The organism is Pseudoalteromonas luteoviolacea NCIMB 1944 (assembly GCF_001625565.1).
GTDB lineage: Bacteria > Pseudomonadota > Gammaproteobacteria > Enterobacterales > Alteromonadaceae > Pseudoalteromonas > Pseudoalteromonas luteoviolacea_F.
Window position 1 is genome coordinate 45,718 of sequence record NZ_AUXS01000048.1, and the last position, 15,963, is coordinate 61,680.

Annotated in this window: 18 protein-coding genes; 14 read left to right on the top strand and 4 right to left on the bottom strand. The window is 42.7% G+C overall.

The genetic code is table 11. The features are described 5' to 3' along the window. Entirely contained in the window at positions 1 to 1,398 is a 1,398-nt protein-coding gene (locus N483_RS18585; protein WP_023397578.1) for a hypothetical protein, read from the top strand. A gap of 16 nt (positions 1,399 to 1,414) precedes the next feature. Here the strand turns inward: N483_RS18585 and N483_RS18590 are convergent, their stop codons facing one another. Both N483_RS18590 and N483_RS18595 read right to left on the bottom strand, forming a co-directional pair. Next, the gene (locus tag N483_RS18590) at positions 1,415 to 2,881 is read right to left on the bottom strand and encodes a KAP family P-loop NTPase fold protein (protein WP_023397579.1); all 1,467 of its coding nucleotides are present in this window, start codon (positions 2,879 to 2,881) and stop codon (positions 1,415 to 1,417) included. Between the two features lie 44 nt (positions 2,882 to 2,925). Then, on the bottom strand, positions 2,926 to 3,513 hold the full coding sequence (locus tag N483_RS18595; RefSeq protein ID WP_023397580.1) for a hypothetical protein: 588 nt from the start codon (positions 3,511 to 3,513) through the stop codon (positions 2,926 to 2,928). Between the two features lie 444 nt (positions 3,514 to 3,957). Between N483_RS18595 and N483_RS18600 the strand changes: the two genes are divergently transcribed. Genes N483_RS18600 through N483_RS18645 form a run of 12 tightly spaced genes read left to right on the top strand, consistent with a single transcriptional unit; the run spans position 3,958 to position 13,278 of the window. After that, positions 3,958 to 5,112 (top strand): hypothetical protein, encoded by a 1,155-nt coding sequence (locus N483_RS18600; protein WP_023397581.1) that lies wholly within the window; start codon positions 3,958 to 3,960, stop codon positions 5,110 to 5,112. Further along, positions 5,112 to 5,492, top strand: coding sequence for a hypothetical protein (locus N483_RS18605; protein ID WP_023397582.1), 381 nt, complete (start codon positions 5,112 to 5,114; stop codon positions 5,490 to 5,492). The genes N483_RS18600 and N483_RS18605 overlap by 1 nt, the downstream gene beginning before the upstream one ends. Before the next feature lie 11 nt (positions 5,493 to 5,503). Continuing rightward, complete coding sequence (locus N483_RS18610; protein WP_023397583.1) at positions 5,504 to 6,439, top strand: hypothetical protein; 936 nt, start codon at positions 5,504 to 5,506, stop codon at positions 6,437 to 6,439. Positions 6,440 to 6,497: 58 nt separating this feature from the next. Continuing rightward, positions 6,498 to 6,968: a phage protein Gp36 family protein gene (locus tag N483_RS18615; protein ID WP_023397584.1), complete on the top strand. Its 471-nt coding sequence runs from the start codon at positions 6,498 to 6,500 to the stop codon at positions 6,966 to 6,968. Positions 6,969 to 6,997: 29 nt separating this feature from the next. Next, positions 6,998 to 7,345 carry a hypothetical protein gene (locus N483_RS27310; RefSeq protein ID WP_023397585.1) on the top strand — a complete coding sequence of 116 codons (348 nt, stop codon included), beginning with the start codon at positions 6,998 to 7,000 and terminating at the stop codon, positions 7,343 to 7,345. A gap of 6 nt (positions 7,346 to 7,351) precedes the next feature. Further along, positions 7,352 to 7,774, top strand: a complete 423-nt coding sequence (locus tag N483_RS18620; protein ID WP_023397586.1) for a phage virion morphogenesis protein — start codon at positions 7,352 to 7,354, stop codon at positions 7,772 to 7,774. 14 nt (positions 7,775 to 7,788) lie between these two features. Next, entirely contained in the window at positions 7,789 to 8,226 is a 438-nt protein-coding gene (locus N483_RS18625) for a phage tail terminator protein (protein WP_023397587.1), read from the top strand. After that, positions 8,223 to 8,375, top strand: a complete 153-nt coding sequence (locus N483_RS27085) for a hypothetical protein (RefSeq protein ID WP_023397588.1) — start codon at positions 8,223 to 8,225, stop codon at positions 8,373 to 8,375. The genes N483_RS18625 and N483_RS27085 overlap by 4 nt, the downstream gene beginning before the upstream one ends. Next, positions 8,372 to 9,268 (top strand): hypothetical protein, encoded by an 897-nt coding sequence (locus N483_RS18630; protein ID WP_023397589.1) that lies wholly within the window; start codon positions 8,372 to 8,374, stop codon positions 9,266 to 9,268. Before N483_RS27085 ends, N483_RS18630 begins: the two co-directional genes overlap by 4 nt. Positions 9,269 to 9,273: 5 nt before the next feature. Then, positions 9,274 to 9,600, top strand: a complete 327-nt coding sequence (locus N483_RS18635) for a hypothetical protein (RefSeq protein WP_023397590.1) — start codon at positions 9,274 to 9,276, stop codon at positions 9,598 to 9,600. A gap of 5 nt (positions 9,601 to 9,605) precedes the next feature. Further along, positions 9,606 to 9,962 (top strand): DUF1799 domain-containing protein, encoded by a 357-nt coding sequence (locus N483_RS18640; protein WP_231105481.1) that lies wholly within the window; start codon positions 9,606 to 9,608, stop codon positions 9,960 to 9,962. Beyond that, positions 9,922 to 13,278 carry a tape measure protein gene (locus N483_RS18645; protein WP_023397592.1) on the top strand — a complete coding sequence of 1,119 codons (3,357 nt, stop codon included), beginning with the start codon at positions 9,922 to 9,924 and terminating at the stop codon, positions 13,276 to 13,278. Before N483_RS18640 ends, N483_RS18645 begins: the two co-directional genes overlap by 41 nt. Before the next feature lie 44 nt (positions 13,279 to 13,322). Here the strand turns inward: N483_RS18645 and N483_RS18650 are convergent, their stop codons facing one another. Beyond that, a complete protein-coding gene (locus N483_RS18650) occupies positions 13,323 to 14,261 on the bottom strand; it encodes a hypothetical protein (protein WP_023397593.1) in 939 nt (312 codons plus the stop codon). A gap of 76 nt (positions 14,262 to 14,337) precedes the next feature. Beyond that, on the bottom strand, positions 14,338 to 14,598 hold the full coding sequence (locus tag N483_RS18655) for a hypothetical protein (protein ID WP_023397594.1): 261 nt from the start codon (positions 14,596 to 14,598) through the stop codon (positions 14,338 to 14,340). A 645-nt stretch (positions 14,599 to 15,243) separates the two neighbouring features. Here N483_RS18655 and N483_RS18660 point away from each other — a divergent pair. Next, entirely contained in the window at positions 15,244 to 15,897 is a 654-nt protein-coding gene (locus tag N483_RS18660) for a hypothetical protein (RefSeq protein WP_023397595.1), read from the top strand. Positions 15,898 to 15,963 lie beyond the last annotated feature (66 nt).

A 15,963-nucleotide genomic window follows, 5' to 3' on the forward strand; every position in this document is an offset into this window, starting at 1 on the left:
ATGTATATCAAAAAAGTTTTGAATGGGGGCAGCGCTTGGGAGCATTTAAAGTCCGACCGATCCGAGGTTTTAGAACAGCTTCAAGCCGCATTAAAAGGAATTACATTAAATGATATTTGTAATAGTGCACTAATTCGAAGCATAGGATTAATAAGGAAAAAAGAAATAGAAAAAAGTATAATCGCTAATGAGTTGCTTGGCTCCTTTTCTGAGACTAGTAAGTGGCATTATTATTTCATAACAAGTGAGTCGTTGGAGGCGCTTCAAATTGATAACTTATTGTTCTTTACTCCAGAAAGATTTAATAGAAGGTACTTTTTACCGAGAATATGCAGAAGGGAAATAAATTTCGATAACAGATTTTATGGTTTAAGATTTGACAGTCACATTCCAGTATTTATCGTTCTAGACAAAGAGTTTCTTATAGAGCATTTTAAAGACAGTTATGATTTGCAGTCTTTTTATCGATTTGACTATGCAGAAGTTGATCTTGAAGAAGTATTTGGACACTCAGTTCCCCCTTTCCCATTTCTGGTTTTGGAAGTTGGCGACGAGCTTACCGAACAGCCTAAAATAATAAGTATCGCGTGTTCCAATGACTTGGGTGGTACATCAGTTTCGTATATAGAAGAAACATTTGAATTTCCGGATGCATATTATCAAGCAGGAGCATCTGTTTTATCGTATTTTGGGGATGTATTAAAGCAAACGGCGCCAGATATAGATACTAAAGTACTGCTCGAACAAAATGGTAATGAAATTGTAATAACGATAACTCTACCAGTCGAACATCGAAAATTAATAGATTCAATTTATTCTAATTTCAAAAAGATATTGGCCAGAGAAACTACAATAGATTCGCTCTTTAATGCCAATAGTGTAAATGCTCTCAGGTTAATTCAAAAGCTTGAGTTGGCCGAGCTAGAAGTTAAACAAACTAATCGTGCTTTCTTGATGCAAGGCAAAACTATAGACAGGCAAGAAAAGGTTATCGATACATTAGTTAGACGGATTGAAAGTTTGGAAGAGTTATTTGCCTCATCAAATAAGGGACATAAGGAAATAATCAATAACTGTCAGAGTACAATTCATGCAATGGTAGAAAAAGAAGAGCGTCTATTGACGGCTCAAATTCACCAAAATGAAAAAACTCTGGACAGTTTAATTACGTCGTTAGAAAGCTCCAGTGATATCCAGCTATTACTAATTGACCTTAAAGAAACGTTAGAAACAAATACCCTATCACCAAAAAAAGCAGAAGAAGTCGCAACTCTTATTTGCAAACAATCTCCTTCAACTTCAAAATCATTAATTGATCTGATGGAAAACTCTATCTATGGGGCTAGTGGCAATTTGTTGTTCACAGCACTTCAAGAAGCTGTAAAGGCGATCGTTTGATCGCCTTATAGTTAATTTATGAAGTGATAGAGCTGGCAAGCTCAACATAATCAAAATATTTATCTAAAGCCCAGTGCTCATCAGTTAAATCAAAGCTATTAGTTTCCTCTTTGTACATATACTTTACGTACTTTTGGGGATCTTTTGTTTCATTAGGCATAGGTAATTTAGTTGGTTCATTTCTAGGGCCGGTGGTAGTCTTTCTTGTTTTGTAAATTTCAAAGATTACGCCAAACATACTGGATATACTATTAGCTTTTTGTGGAACGTTTTTATATAAACTGCGCGCAAAGACTGCTGAATCATTACTGCTAGAAGTTACATTCTTATTGTGCTTTTCTGCAACTTTAGGGTCTACTCTAGAAACTTTTTCAGTTTTCTTCTTTTCATACGAAAACTTAAAGTCCGGATGATCGTACTCACAAAGTAATTGAAGGAGTAAGAAAGAGTCAAACTTTTCATCTTCAGGAACACATATAATAATTGATTGGTATTTTTCGAATAATTGGGTCATTCTCCTAAGAGACAAGCCATAAATAATACCGATACAGGCAAGTGCGCTTGCAAGATGATCATTGATGGATTCACCTTTTTTAAGTAATGGCCAGGACAATACATCTATTTTGTCCAAGTTATCTGAGCTTTCGACCAACAGTCTAGAAAACTCAACTTTATTGGGCTCAGGTAATCGAGCACTCCTAGTAAAAAAACGAGATAGATATTCTTCACCATTGAACTGAGGCCCATATACCGCCTGTACTGAGTGGCTTAATTGCTCAGTATCTGTTGCCATGACAAAAACAAACCCTTTGATACCAAACAAATGTTTCACTATCTCTAAAAACTCAATAGCGTAACTAGGCCTACACCTATCTAGTTCATCAACTAGAATGATAATATTTTTGTTTTCGTAATGTTCGGCAAAGTGAGTTAGCTGCGTTTTGATATCGGTTAATGCATTCTTCTGATAGATATAATTTTCTGAAAGCTGTTTTCCAACTACTTGCTGTGTATTTATATCATTAAAAATAGCTTTGTCTTTTGTGAACTCGTAAATTGTGGAATTCTCAAACTTTCCCGAAAGGTAAGTTGCTCCGCCAAGTGCTACTACATTCCAAAGCTTTTTAATTTGGCCTGCTATCTTTTCTTCTATTTGTGCAGCCTGTTCACCTGAGTGAAGTTGGCCGATCTGGCATATTATCTCATTAATAATTACCAAAATTGGATCTTTGCTAAAGTCAGATTCCCAAGCGTTAATATATATAACTGGGAATTCATCAGCGAACCTAAGTTGACTGTATAGCTGTCTTAAAAAATGTGTCTTTCCTATCCCCCAACTCCCATTTAAATTCATAACCAATGGTTGAGTTTGGCCTTTTATATATGCAGAGATAAAGTCTCCATAACCTTTGTTTCCCAGCTTACATTTTTCCCAATTGTACTCGCCCTTCCAACTTACAAAAGGGTCCTGTTTACTAGACATAATTTTATTCCTTTTAATAACTTTGCAAATTGCAGCTTGAAAGCCTACATGTCGTTTTTGGCTTCAAAAAGAGCTTCATACAACTGTTTAATGGTCTGGTACTTCGTGAAATCACCCTTATTAAGTACTCTTAGATTTGGTCTTTCAGCTTTAACGCCATCCTGGTTTCCTTTTGTATGTTTAGCAACGTTTGCATCACTCAGGCTTGGCAACGGTTGGCCTGGTATATCTCCAAAAAAATAGTAAGGACCTAACTTAAGGCTTTCTTGATCAAAATAAATCCAAATGATACAACCTGAGGGTTTATCTGCGAGTTTTAGGTTTACGTTTTGACGTGAGGTCTTGCTTCCGATAAATGAAGCTTTTAGCTGGACATGTCGTACTACTTTATTCTCTTGTAAAATGACATCATAGTATGAATTGCCAATCTCGGGTTTTCCCACTTCTAATCGACAATCCTTTTCTCTCCATGACAGTTTTAACAACTCACCTATAAAAAGGTGCTCTATAAGTTTCTCTCTATATGAGGAGTTTTCTGAATGTTTGCTCATAACATAGCTTACTTTTAATAATTTTAAATATCTTTGTACTTGGATAGTTTTACCTTGCCCTTTGTGAATAATATATTCCATTAAGGTATCCGCAATCAATAAAAGTAAACGGCAATATGACCCATGCTATGCCAAGTTTATAAATCGATGAAAAAGCTCTGTAGTTCATTCTAAGCGTTTAAAGTTAAAACCCGTGTGTTCGTTCGACTCAAGAGTTTTTAAAAAGATTGAGGGGTTTTTAAAAAGGTTTTAAAAAGTGTTCCTGTGCACATCAAAGTCATGTTTCGGGTTTGGGTGGTAACTTTACAAGTAAATTTTACCTGCCAAGTTACTTGATTAGTGTAAGGTGCAGAGGGGACGTTGCTTGCTGTATTCAACTATTTACCTTTAATAGTTGATCGTTTTTTCTTGGCTGTTTAGTCTATTAAATTGCTCTAACTACCTTATATGTAAAACCTTTTACGCCTAATTTTCTATTTCTCCCCCGCTATTCTGAGCTCATTGATTCAACGATGAGCACCCACAATGGAAAACACTGAGTTTGACTGGTATGAGATTTTTGCTGCCGGCACCCACACCGACTCAAACGGTAATACCCAAGAGTTTACTGCCGCAGATTTAGATTCTGTGGTCACAAACTTTATTCCTAAAACTAGCCCCTTGGTCATTGGCCACCCTAAGACAAACGACCCTGCATGGGGTTGGGTCAGCGACTTAAAAGTCGAAGACGGTAAGTTGTTTGCCAAAGCCGAAGAGGTCGCCGCTGAGTTTGCAGAAGCGGTCGAAGCAAAGCGCTACCCAAATCGCAGCGTGCGTTTAGAAGGTGAACCAGGTAACTACTTTTTAGGTCACGTTGGTTACTTGGGTGGTAAGCCACCTGCTGTTGCGGGTATGCCTTGGCAATTCAATGAGGAGTCAAAAGGCGCTGTATTTGAATTTGCTGCCAGTGAAGCCAGTGAGCGTGTTGAAGATGTAGCTATGCAAACCGCGCGTTTATTTACGGACTTTATGGGTAACTTACGCGAGTGGGTTATAGAACAGCACGACCTAGAGACCGCAAACCGCCTTATCCCTAATTGGGAAGCTGACTGGCTTAACCGCAAAACCATCATCGCTGAACACGAACAAGACAAGCAGCGCTATGGCAATCATGCCTTTAGCACCCCTTCCAATAACTCCGAGGAACTAGAAGTGAGTGACAAAACTAAAAACGAACCCACCGAAGCCGAAAAAGCATTGCAGGCCAAACTGGACGCGGCGAACGCAAAGAACGCCGAGCATGAATTCAACCAACGTAAATTTGATGCACAAACGTTTATTGACACCAAGGTCAATGGTGGTAATGCCCCGCGTATCACCAAAACAGACGGTTTGGCTGAATTCATGGCACACCTTGAAACAGACAGTGCCAACACATTTGAATTTGCTGCTAGCGATGGCAATCAAACCTCGTCGGCCAAGCCAGCCGAGTTCTTTAAAACCTTGCTGCTCTCATTGCCTGAGCAAGTCGGACTCACCAAAGACTTTAGCCGACAAGACGACAGCGACGAAACCGAGATTGATAACTCGGCTGATGCGTTGGCTGCAAAGGCTTTGGAGTTCCAAAGTACGCAAGCCAATAAGGGCATAACAATTAGCCTAAGTACAGCCATGGACCACGTGACGCAGGAGGCAAACTAATGGCCATACCAGGATTAATCAGAAACTTTGAGTCTGACGCCCCATTACCTGCAAACCGTTTTGTCGCGGCTGATATCGGCGATTTTATGGCAACCAAGGCAACAGGCATACAAAGTCCCATTTTAGGCGTTACTGAGCAAGGCACCGACAAAAAGCTGCGTGTTGATGTGGTCATGACACAGCTTGCGCCGATAGAGCTAGGCGGCGACTTTGCGGGCGGTGAATACGCTGTGAGCGATAGCGAAGGCCGAGCAATTCCGCTAGACCCAACGGCACTTGCAGACGATACCGAAATCCACGTAGCTGGCAAGGTGCTCGAAAAAGGCGACGCGGGCACCATTGTTGATATTCATATCGCCCCATTTGTGATCATTAAATAAGGAGCATTGCCATGAGTGATGGAATGCCATTTACCCCCGATGTACAGCAAACGGCGATTGCAATTGCTTATAACAACCGCCAATTAATCGCAGATAGATTACTCCCCTATGCGCCAGTGAACAGACGCGAATATAAATGGGGTGAGTACAATCTAGCGGATAAGTTCACAGTGCCAGATACCAAGATTGGCCGTAAGTCAGAACCAAACCAAGTTGAATTTGGTTATGAAGAGCGAACAGGTGGAGTAACTGATTATGGTTTATCTGACGTTGTGCCAAACGACGATATTACCAATGCACCCGCTAACCACAGCCCTTTGAATGTAGCCACTGAAAACATTACAGACTTGGTCCTGCTTGGTCGTGAAGTTCGCGTAGCTCAAAAATTTTCAGATCCTACCAACTTCGGTATTCATAAAAAGCTGGGCACCGGGGGGTTAAAAAAGCTGGATGACCCAAACCTTGATATCTTGCGCTGGCTCTTAAACTTGCTCGACGAGCCATTGATGCGCCCTAACAGCATGACCATGTCATTTAGCGTTGCAACAGCGCTTAGGACCAATAAAAAGTTACTGAAAGGCTATAACGGCACAACAGGAGACGAAGGGCTGGTGCCTTGGGCCTACATCAAAGAAGCACTTGAGATTGAGCACGTCAATATTGGTCAAGCGCGATTAAACATCGCTAAAAAAGGTAAAACCCCAGTCTTTGAACGCGCGTGGGGCAATAACCTAGCGCTTACCTACCATGACCCACTGGCCAGCTTTGAAAACAAACGTATGACCTTTGGACTCACTGCCCGTTACAAGAACCGTGAGTCGGGTAGCAAGCCAGTGTCTGCGGGTTTACGTGGTGGCACCAAAGTCATTGTGGGTGAATCAGTCGAAGAGCAAATCATTGCCAAGGGGTGCGGTATGTTACTCACTGATGTACTGACCCCAGCTTAACTATTTAGCCATTAACTCCCTATGGGGCTTCGGCCCCTTTATTGATAAGGAAAGACCTATGTTTGTAAATGCACAGCACACAGTCAATACCTTGAGTGTCAAACTGTTGGTTGAATATGCCAATGGTCGATTTTCACTTGTCTACGGTTCGCAAGAAATCACAGCAGAAGATATAGAAAACGCTCTGTTAGCGACACCTGAAACAGACATTCAAACCACTGTATTCAATTGGTTTGAAACCGCCTCTACTAATGTAAATAACACGATTGCAGGTTATGTGGCCAAGTTTGAGCTCACGCAAGCGGAGGTGAATGCCTCACCACTACTTGGCATTGCCGCAGACCTCATGCGCTACGAACTGTGCAACAACGACGCTGACGAAGGCCTTTTGACCAGGCGTAAAAATGCCATGTTGGAGCTAAGTAAAATTGAGTCTGGCACCATTCAAATTAAAGCGCCCTCGCCTGTGGCCTCTGGGCCTATTCAAACCAAAACCCCAAGCAGTAATTTTGATTGGGCTAGGTACTAAATCACTCACTTTATATAAAGGAAATGATCATGTTTAACTTTTTTAAAAGAAAGAAGAGATACAACAAACGCCGCTTAGTGGATTCAAAACCACAGGTTTACGATTCAAAAATGCATACTTGGGTTTGGCTTGAGAGTTTGAGCTTATCCGAAAGAGAATATGACGAATTACCGCAAGACAACAGCGTTGCTGATTGCACTCATAGTTCTCGTAGTGACACTGACAGTAGTCAAACATGCAGTTCGATCTCTCATAGTAGCAATGATAGTTGGTCCCCTAGTTACAGTTCCTCTGACTCGTCATCGAGCTATAGCGGTTCTTCTAGTTCATTCTCGTCGGGTTGTAGCGGCTCTTCAGATTCTGGTAGCTGGGATTAAAGCATCATGGCGGGCGTATTCATTGATATCTCGGGCGATGCGTTAGAGAAGCTACAAGTGCTCAACCATAAAAGCCAAGTTCCTGAAGATGTGTTGGACGACATAGGCGCATTTTTAGATATGGATGTCACCACGCGCTTTTTAAACGAACTTGCACCGGATGGCACTCGTTGGGAGCAATCCGACGCCGCAAAAGCGCGTAAAGGGCTAACACTGACCGACCAACGTAATCTTGCTGGTTCAGTAACCCATAACGTACAAGATGATGAATTAGTGCACGGTTTGTGTGAGAAGTACGCCGCGATACACCACTTTGGTGGCAAAGCAGGACGCGGCCATGCAGTCACCCTCCCTGCTCGCCCAATTATCGGCGTTGAGCAATATCAAGCTGGCGTAATCATTGAAACGCTGACCGACTGGCTTGTTTAAACGGAGTTTAAAGCATGTTTAATTTCGATTTAAACCACATTGAAAAGGCATTAAACAAAGCGCGTATTGCCAAAGTGGGCTTTGCCCCTGACTTTAATCAAGCGCGCAGCAAATCCGTGCACACTCCTTTGTTGTATGTGTTGCCGCTCGACGAAGATTATCAGCCAACAAACAGCATCACGGGCCAAGACGAATATGCGGTTACTGAATTGTTTGCGGTGATGATTGTGATCCCCTGCCACAACGCCAACAGGCAAACCGACCAGCAAATTGAAACACTACGGGAGCGTGTAAAAGACGTACTTGCTGGCCTCACAATTGCGCCTTATGAACCCATCAAGCTTCATCGAGGCCGCATGGTGGAGCTGAACCAACAAACCAAAAACCTCATTTATCAGTGCCAGTTTTCAGTCAGTGGGCACATAACCATCAACACCAAGGAACCAACATGAAAGATGACAAACCAACCCCTAAAAAGCACAGCCCAACTGAGATTGCCAATCAAGTTCAACAAGCCCTTAAACAAAACGGCAATCGAAGCAATGCAGCCGGTGCATTTGTACTCGATGGCGACACCATTAAACCAGGAGCAAGCAAATGAGCTGGCGATTTAAAGACAGGCTAATTATGGCCGACTCCCTCGGGACCACCCTCACAGGCAACCATGCGATATATGCGAGCGAGGTTGAATTTAACATTGAAGCCGAAACCGAAAAAGACGAAATTGAGCGCGCTCATTCCGGCTCTAGCCTAGAGATTATCTATGGTGAGCATGTGACGCTGAATTTTAAAACGCCATTGGCCATGAGTGGTAGCGCAGGCTCAGCGCCAGCCATTGCACCCCTGCTATTAGCGTGTGGCATGGTGCAAGTATCGAGTGCCAATGCGGTTACATTCACCAAAGGTGCGGCCACCAAAGCAACGTGTTTAATGCGCTTTGGCCAAAACACACACGTGCTTTCTGAGATGCTTGGCACTTTTAGCATTAACCTTGAAAAAGGCCAGCCCATGATTAACTGGCAGTTTAAAGGCCTATTCAGTGCGCCGATACAATCAAGCGGCCCGCCACCTGTTGATTGGTCCCGTTGGAAAAAGCCCGCAACGCTTGGTGTGACCAACAGCAGCGCATTTAAATTAAATGGACTAAGCCGTACCTTACACAAACTCACCGTTGATGTAGGTAATAATGTGATCTTCGACCGCGCCATTAATCACGAAGAAATCCTCATTACGGGTCATGAATCCACGGCGAATATTACTGTCACCAGTGATTCCCTATCGCTATTTAACCCGTTTGAGCTGGCTGGCAGCATACAAACTTTTGAGTTTAACCACGGCCAAGGCGCTGGTAACAAAGTGACGTTGTTAGGCCGTTTTCAAATGCCCACGCCTAAGTATGCAAGCTTAGAGAGTGAGCTCACAGGCTACGAACTGGACGGAAAGCTCGTCCCCAGTGACAATGGCTATGACGAATTAACCTTAGTATTTGAGTGATCCTTATGAAATTAAAAAAATTAGAGCAATTAAAAGACGCCACTATTCATGCCCCACTTCATTTTGAGTATGGCGGCGTGGAATTTAAGTTCAATGCACATATTAAACTTGTGCCAGAGCAAGACATTGAAAAGCTCACCGACCCGCGTAACACCACAGATAAAGCCATCGTAGAGCAGCTGCTTGTAGGTTGGGACGACTTTGTAGATGAAGGTAAAAGCATCCCGTTTTCAAAAGACGTGCTGGATGAAATGCTGGGCTTTGGCGGTATCGCCGGGCGCTTATCAGCGGAATGTATCAACGCGCAATATCGAGTGCAGGAAAAAAACTAATCGACGTGGCCAAGTGGTTTGTGGGTGACTTGGCCACACAATCCAAAGCACTTGATGATGATTTAGCCTATTTTGGTGCGCCAGTTGAGGTGGAAACAAGCAAAGCAGATTTATACGTACTCCCACAAAACTGGACAGCGGTTAAAGCGCTCTCAACAGCAAACACCCAGTGGCAATACTGCAAAGATGGCATTGAACTGGCCCTCGATTATGCCAGGGCTGAAATCGCTTGGCGCTATGCAGATATAGCCCTGACCCCCACTGATTTTGACAAGCTCCAATTCTTAGAGCGCACTGTAATAGGACTACTAAGGCGACCCGATGAAAAACCAATTGAACCTAGCGCTTCGCTTAAAGTATGACGGTAAAGCCGTTACCGCAGGTACTAACAAGAACATTCAGGATTTAAACCGCCTGCCCGGAGTTATTCAAAATCAGGTGGGCGCTAATCAGCGTGTGAGTGACAGTCAGTCCAAGGTCGCCAAGAGTCAAACAACAGTCAGTAAAGCGGTCACAACTGGCACTAATCAAAACCTACAAGATTTAAACCGATTACCAGGTGCTATTCAAAATCAGGTAAAGGCTAATCAGCGCATAGGGGCAAGCCAAGCTAAAGTGATGCAGCAGCAAACGGCGATGAGTAAAGCGACGTCTGCAAGCACAAACAAAACGATTAATGACTTAAACCGCTTATCCAGCGCCATTCAAAACCAGATAGCAGCAAATCAACGACTGGGTGAAAGCCAAGCAAAAGTGCTGCAACAGCAAGCGGCCATGAGCAAAGCGGCAGCTTCAAGCGCGAACCAACATATCCAGACGTTAAATCGCGTACCGCAGAGTATCCAAAATCAGGTGGCCGCAAACCAGCGACTAGGCGCAAGCCAGGCGAAGGTGATGCAACAACAATCTGCCATGGGTAAACAGCTAGGTGTGCTACAAAATGGCTATGAGCAATTGGGTATGACCCTCGCAGGGGTTGCATCCATAGGCACGGCGGCCATGTTTATTCGCGATACAGGCGCAGCGCAGCAATTAGATACTCGGCTGCAAGGGGTGACCGATTCTACCCGTGAATACCAACAAGTACAAAGCTATCTGTTTGAAGCTGCAGACAGACTCAATACGCAATACACCACCCTTGCTGATTCCTACTCTAAAATCCTTAACCTGCAACAAGTCGGTATTGTGACTCAAACACAAGGCAAAGCGATACTTGAGGGCATGGCCAATGCAGCGGCTAAAACAGGCGCAAACAATGTGCAGCTGGAGCAATCGCTATTTGGTATGACCCAAGGTATGACTGCAGGCGTACTAAGAGCAGAAGAACTCAACCAAGTCACTGAGCCGTTACCCGGGCTTTTACAAAAGCTTGATAAAGCAGCGGGCGTTGCTGCAGGTGGGTTTAGGCAACTCGTCAATGATGGCCGTATAACCAGTCAAATGTTTAAACGTTATTTAATAAAGGCGTTAAACGAGTATGCAGGCGCAGCTGAGGCGACTGAGGGTAAAATCAATGCGTCGTTCGCAGAGATGAGCAACGAATATCAGCGCCTTATTCGTGAGTATGAAAAACCAGTAAATTTTGCGGTAGTTGAAGTGGCTAATGCTGTTACTGCAGGCATGCGTGAACTGCGGGAAAACAAAGAACTCGTAGAGGGACTAACGACCTCAGCTGCAGCTTTAGCAATCGTATACGGGGGTAAACTGGCAGGCGGTGCCGCTAAAGCAACAGCCGCAATCACAGCCACAACAATCGCAAAACACAAAGCGCTACAAGCTGACCTACAGCTAGCTGCATCCAATCAACGCTTAGCTGCGGAAGAACACAGACGCGCAATTCAAGAGCAAGCTGCAGCTCAGCGCCAACTCGCGATGGCCAGAAATACAGCCCTTAGAACAAAGGCCATTCATCAACTGGCACTGGCCAATCAACGGGCGACACTTGCACAAACAAACCTCAATGCTGCAACGGCCACGTATTCTGTCGTGTCTAAGCGCGCGGCTTTATCCAGTCGAGTGCTTGGTGGCGCAATGCGCATGCTAGGTGGCCCTGTTGGTCTGGCCGTCACTGCTGGTTTAGCTATCGCTTATTTTGCCACCCAAGGCGACAAAGCATCTACGAGCTCAAAAAAGCTTGAAACACACTTGTATGATTTAGGCGATGCGTTCGATTCCGTTAACAACGTCAGTGCTAAAGCGCAAATCGCCTCGGCTGCAAAGCAAACAATCAACTACACAAACAACATTCAAAATGCTTATAAACGGATAAAGCAGCTGCGCCAGCAAATGAACAATGCGGGCAGTGACCGTGCTAAATTTACGTACCAAAATCAAATTGCAGGCATTGAGCGCTACATCAACGAGCAAGCCAAGCTCCGTAGAGAAACCATGAAAACAGCAGCACAAGCTGCAAACCTACAGCAAAACCTAAAAGCGCTGGACTGGAAACAAATAGCAGAAAATGCAAAACAAGCGACAAACGCCCTGCCCCAAAATATTCAGCAGCTGCAGCTTTCACTTTTAAGTGAAGAAGCCAGGCTAAAGGCCAGTTATGACAAACGCAAAGCCATGGTGATACAGGCTCGTGAAAATGACTTAGGTAACAAGGCCAAGTACGATGCGATTTTACAGCAGTTAGATGCCAAGCTTCACGCAGATCAACAAGCGCTAGCTGACAAGCACGAATCTGAAAAAACACGACTTCAAAACCAAGCAGAAGAAAAGCGTAAAAACGATCTACGCGCAGAGCTAGAAGATCGTATTGCCCAAATCAAAGGCTATGCAAACCGTGAGGCGCTTGCCAGCTACAACAACCAACTAGCAGTAGAAGAAGCAAAACAACAAGCGCGCATCGATGCCAAACGACGCAGCATGCTAGGCCTTGCCGCTAACGATGAAGTCGGCGAAATCAAATACAACGCTGATAATCAAATTCGAGACCTAGAGCGCCAACAAGAACTAAACGCAGCCAGAGGTTTTCATAGCCAACGGGAAGCCGATGAACACGCGCACCAAGAGCGCTTAATGCAAGCTCGCACTCGCAATACCGGTGCGATGCAACAATATCTAATGCAGTTTGCAAACTGGGAGACTAAAAACGCCCGCGAGAAAACATCTGCAGTTGTTGGCCTTGGCGCAGCGGGCTTTAAAGCGATGGCAGGTCAAAGCAAAACCGCATTTAAACTCTACAAGGCCTTTGCTATCACCCAAGCGATGATTAAAACCTATGAATCAGCCACCGGATCATATGCAGCATTAGCCCCTATTCCCGTTGTTGGCCCTGCCCTCGGTGCCGCTGCTGCGGCGGCCGCTGTCGCAATGGGGCTACAGCAAGTCCGTATGATCAAGTCACAGCAACCAGCGGGTATTGCACACGGTGGTTTAGATTACGTACCAAATGAAAGCACCTATGTACTACAGCGCGGTGAGCGTGTCCTATCTCCAAAACAAAACGTCGAAATTAGCCACATGGCCAGACACTACAATGCAGGCAATCGCCAAGCCGCAGGTCAAAATGTGGTGTTTAATATTTCCAATCAGATCACCGTAGAAGGTGCAGCCAATGCCGAGCAAGGCAATGTGATTGGTTCAAACATTGCTCGGCAGATTGAGGCTGTGGTGGTTGAGAGCGTCAGCTCTCGTGGTGCTGTGTTTAGGGCGATTAGGAGTGTTGCATAAGCTGAAAAATGAGACTTTTGCAATCACAGGGAAAAATCTGGCTGCTATGCCTTTTTTACTAGCTCTTCAAAAAGGTCCAAGTAGCGTATTTCTAGATAGTCCAAACTATCTAGTTGAAAGTTTATATATTTACCTCCAGCTAAGTAGGGTTTTGAATAGATGAAAATAAACGCTCTTTTATCTTTTTCTTTTGACAATTTATCTAACCTTTTAACAACAAGGTTTTTTACTGGGTAGTCAGCGATCATAGTTTCAGATATAAATAACGAAGGTCGTAAATTGTCTCCATTATGTTCTAACGTTTGAACAAAACTAATCTTGTAGCATTTTTGCTTGTCCAAGTAATCAATAAAAGCAACTCCCCAATAAATTAAGTTGTCATCAGGCAATGCCTTCAAAGGCTGTTGATAAACCCCTTTGAATAGTGACTTGTAGCTAATATCTTTGCCAGTAATGTTAACCTTGTATTCAGTTAATGAATCATTTTTTTTATATCGTATAAACTTCGAGACTAGAGAGCGGACAGAGTAATATTTAGAGCCACCATAGAGTTCATCCCCTGTTACATTCCTTCCTCTTCGACGACTTTTTTTCTTCACCTTCGTTGGGTCTATATCTTTTGGATCTTTCTTTGCGAATTGATTTTTTGGACGCTTTAAGTGAAATATGTCTGATATTACGTCACTTTTTACAAATTTTGATTGAGCAGGTGTTTGAGGTGATTCTTCACCAGGGATGCGATCTTGGCCAAATGTTGCATCACAACTGTCAGAATGATTATATCCTCTGAAGTGCGGAGATTGATGCATATCCTGTTTTTCCTGGTCAAGGTTTATGCATGTAACCTTTGCATCGCACTTATCACCTGGGCACTCAAAAGCTGACTTATCAGTTATGATGCCTGCCCAGTAGAGGTCATACGCTAACTCAGGATCAATGATTTCCTGATACTCAGTGCTAAATGCTTCTTCCAATGATGCCATTGTGTTCTCCTTAAAATTAATGCTATAGAATTTTTATACTATGGTGACACAAAGTTATGATTTTAATCCCGTCTTACTATTTAAAGGGTTTGTTAAAGTAAGGACCATTTTTAACTATCATAGCGTCATGACCTCTCAGATATAAACCACATGGCATCATTGTTTTAAATTGCCACCTTTGACCATCCCAGACAAAGTCCTCCCTAATAGCTTTTTCTTTGTTTTGATAGTAGCCAGCCGAGATTTCATCTTCACTATGAACATGAAATACGTAGGCATCAATACCTGTCTCGCCGACTTTGATCCAATCACCTGCATTTACTTTTGAAGATTTCAATTAACTCTCCTAATCAATGAATCTCTTCGCCAATTTAATCTTTGACAAAATAATAGATAATTAACGACACAATCGTTGCATGAAATTTGCTGAGTGTAAACACGGTGTATTATTTGTTTTGATATGGTGCACATTGGATGCGTTTTAACTACTAATCATAATAAATTTATCGTTAATATGATTAGTAAGCTACTGTCCCTAGAGTTTTTTATCTGATTTGCAGTAATTAAGCTCTAGAAGCGGAAAGCCTCTATCATTCAATACAAGGTAAACACAATCCTCAATGAAAATACCAACAAGGTCACCTCTTACGTTAATGCAATTTCAGCGTCTAATCGCTTTGGAGTTATGAGCTGCAACACGGTTGAATTGTTTGGTTCTAAAAGTGTAAGTAAATTCTCTAATCTAACACCGCCATTAAAAAGTGTACACCGCACGCAGCCAGCCACTATACATTTGATAGACGAAGCAAGACCATTACTTTCCAAATAGACATTGTCAAAATTGTGTTGATATTGAATAATAAGATAATGATACTGGTTAAATATACAGTTAATCAGTTTTGTGCAATAAAATGTTATGGGTCAAATCATAGATCATTTTTGACCTAACCTGATACTTGTAAAGAATTTCAAAGGAAATAATATGAAACGATATAGAGAGTTAATAATTACAATTGCTGAAAGAGATATTGAGCAATTTTCAGAGTGCTTAGCTAGTGCCGCCACTAAAAGCTGGGCTCGGAATAAGGGTAGAGAAGACGAAGCTTTAAGCTTTGTTGGTTTTTCTTCAAAGCCTTACTGTTTTGATCACATAATTAACAATGAACATATTGCGAGTCTTTGGTTAGCAAACAACGAAGAAGGTGGCTTAGAGGTTTCTAACATTGTTCCAACCAAGGAGATCTGCTTGAGTGTCTCTAAATACAATTCTATTTTGGAAAGCTTTTTGGAAAAAGTTATATCTTCAGCAAAAGATAAGGTTAATTTTCAAGTAAGTATTACCAATGAAGAATTTACGTTGGAAGATGAACTTTCAGAAGAAGCATCTCAAGCACTAAGGGTATTTTCAAGTTCAGCTAATAAATCAACGGGCCATGCGCACCCTCTGGATAAAAAAAGGTGGTTCCATTTTATCAACCTTGCTTTTAAATCAAGCAGTGAATTTGATACAGATATTTTGGAAAAGTTTCTGGTTGAAGATGGTTGGGATGAAGAAAAAGCTTCAAAGCTAACAATAGACTTTGAATATTCAATAGGTTTACTTTCTAGTTTTGTTAAAGTGCGTGGGACTATTTAGTATTCTCCAATCAGACACGTTTTGTAAAACATTTTCCACCTAAATTCCCGCTCCTAATTTTTTAAA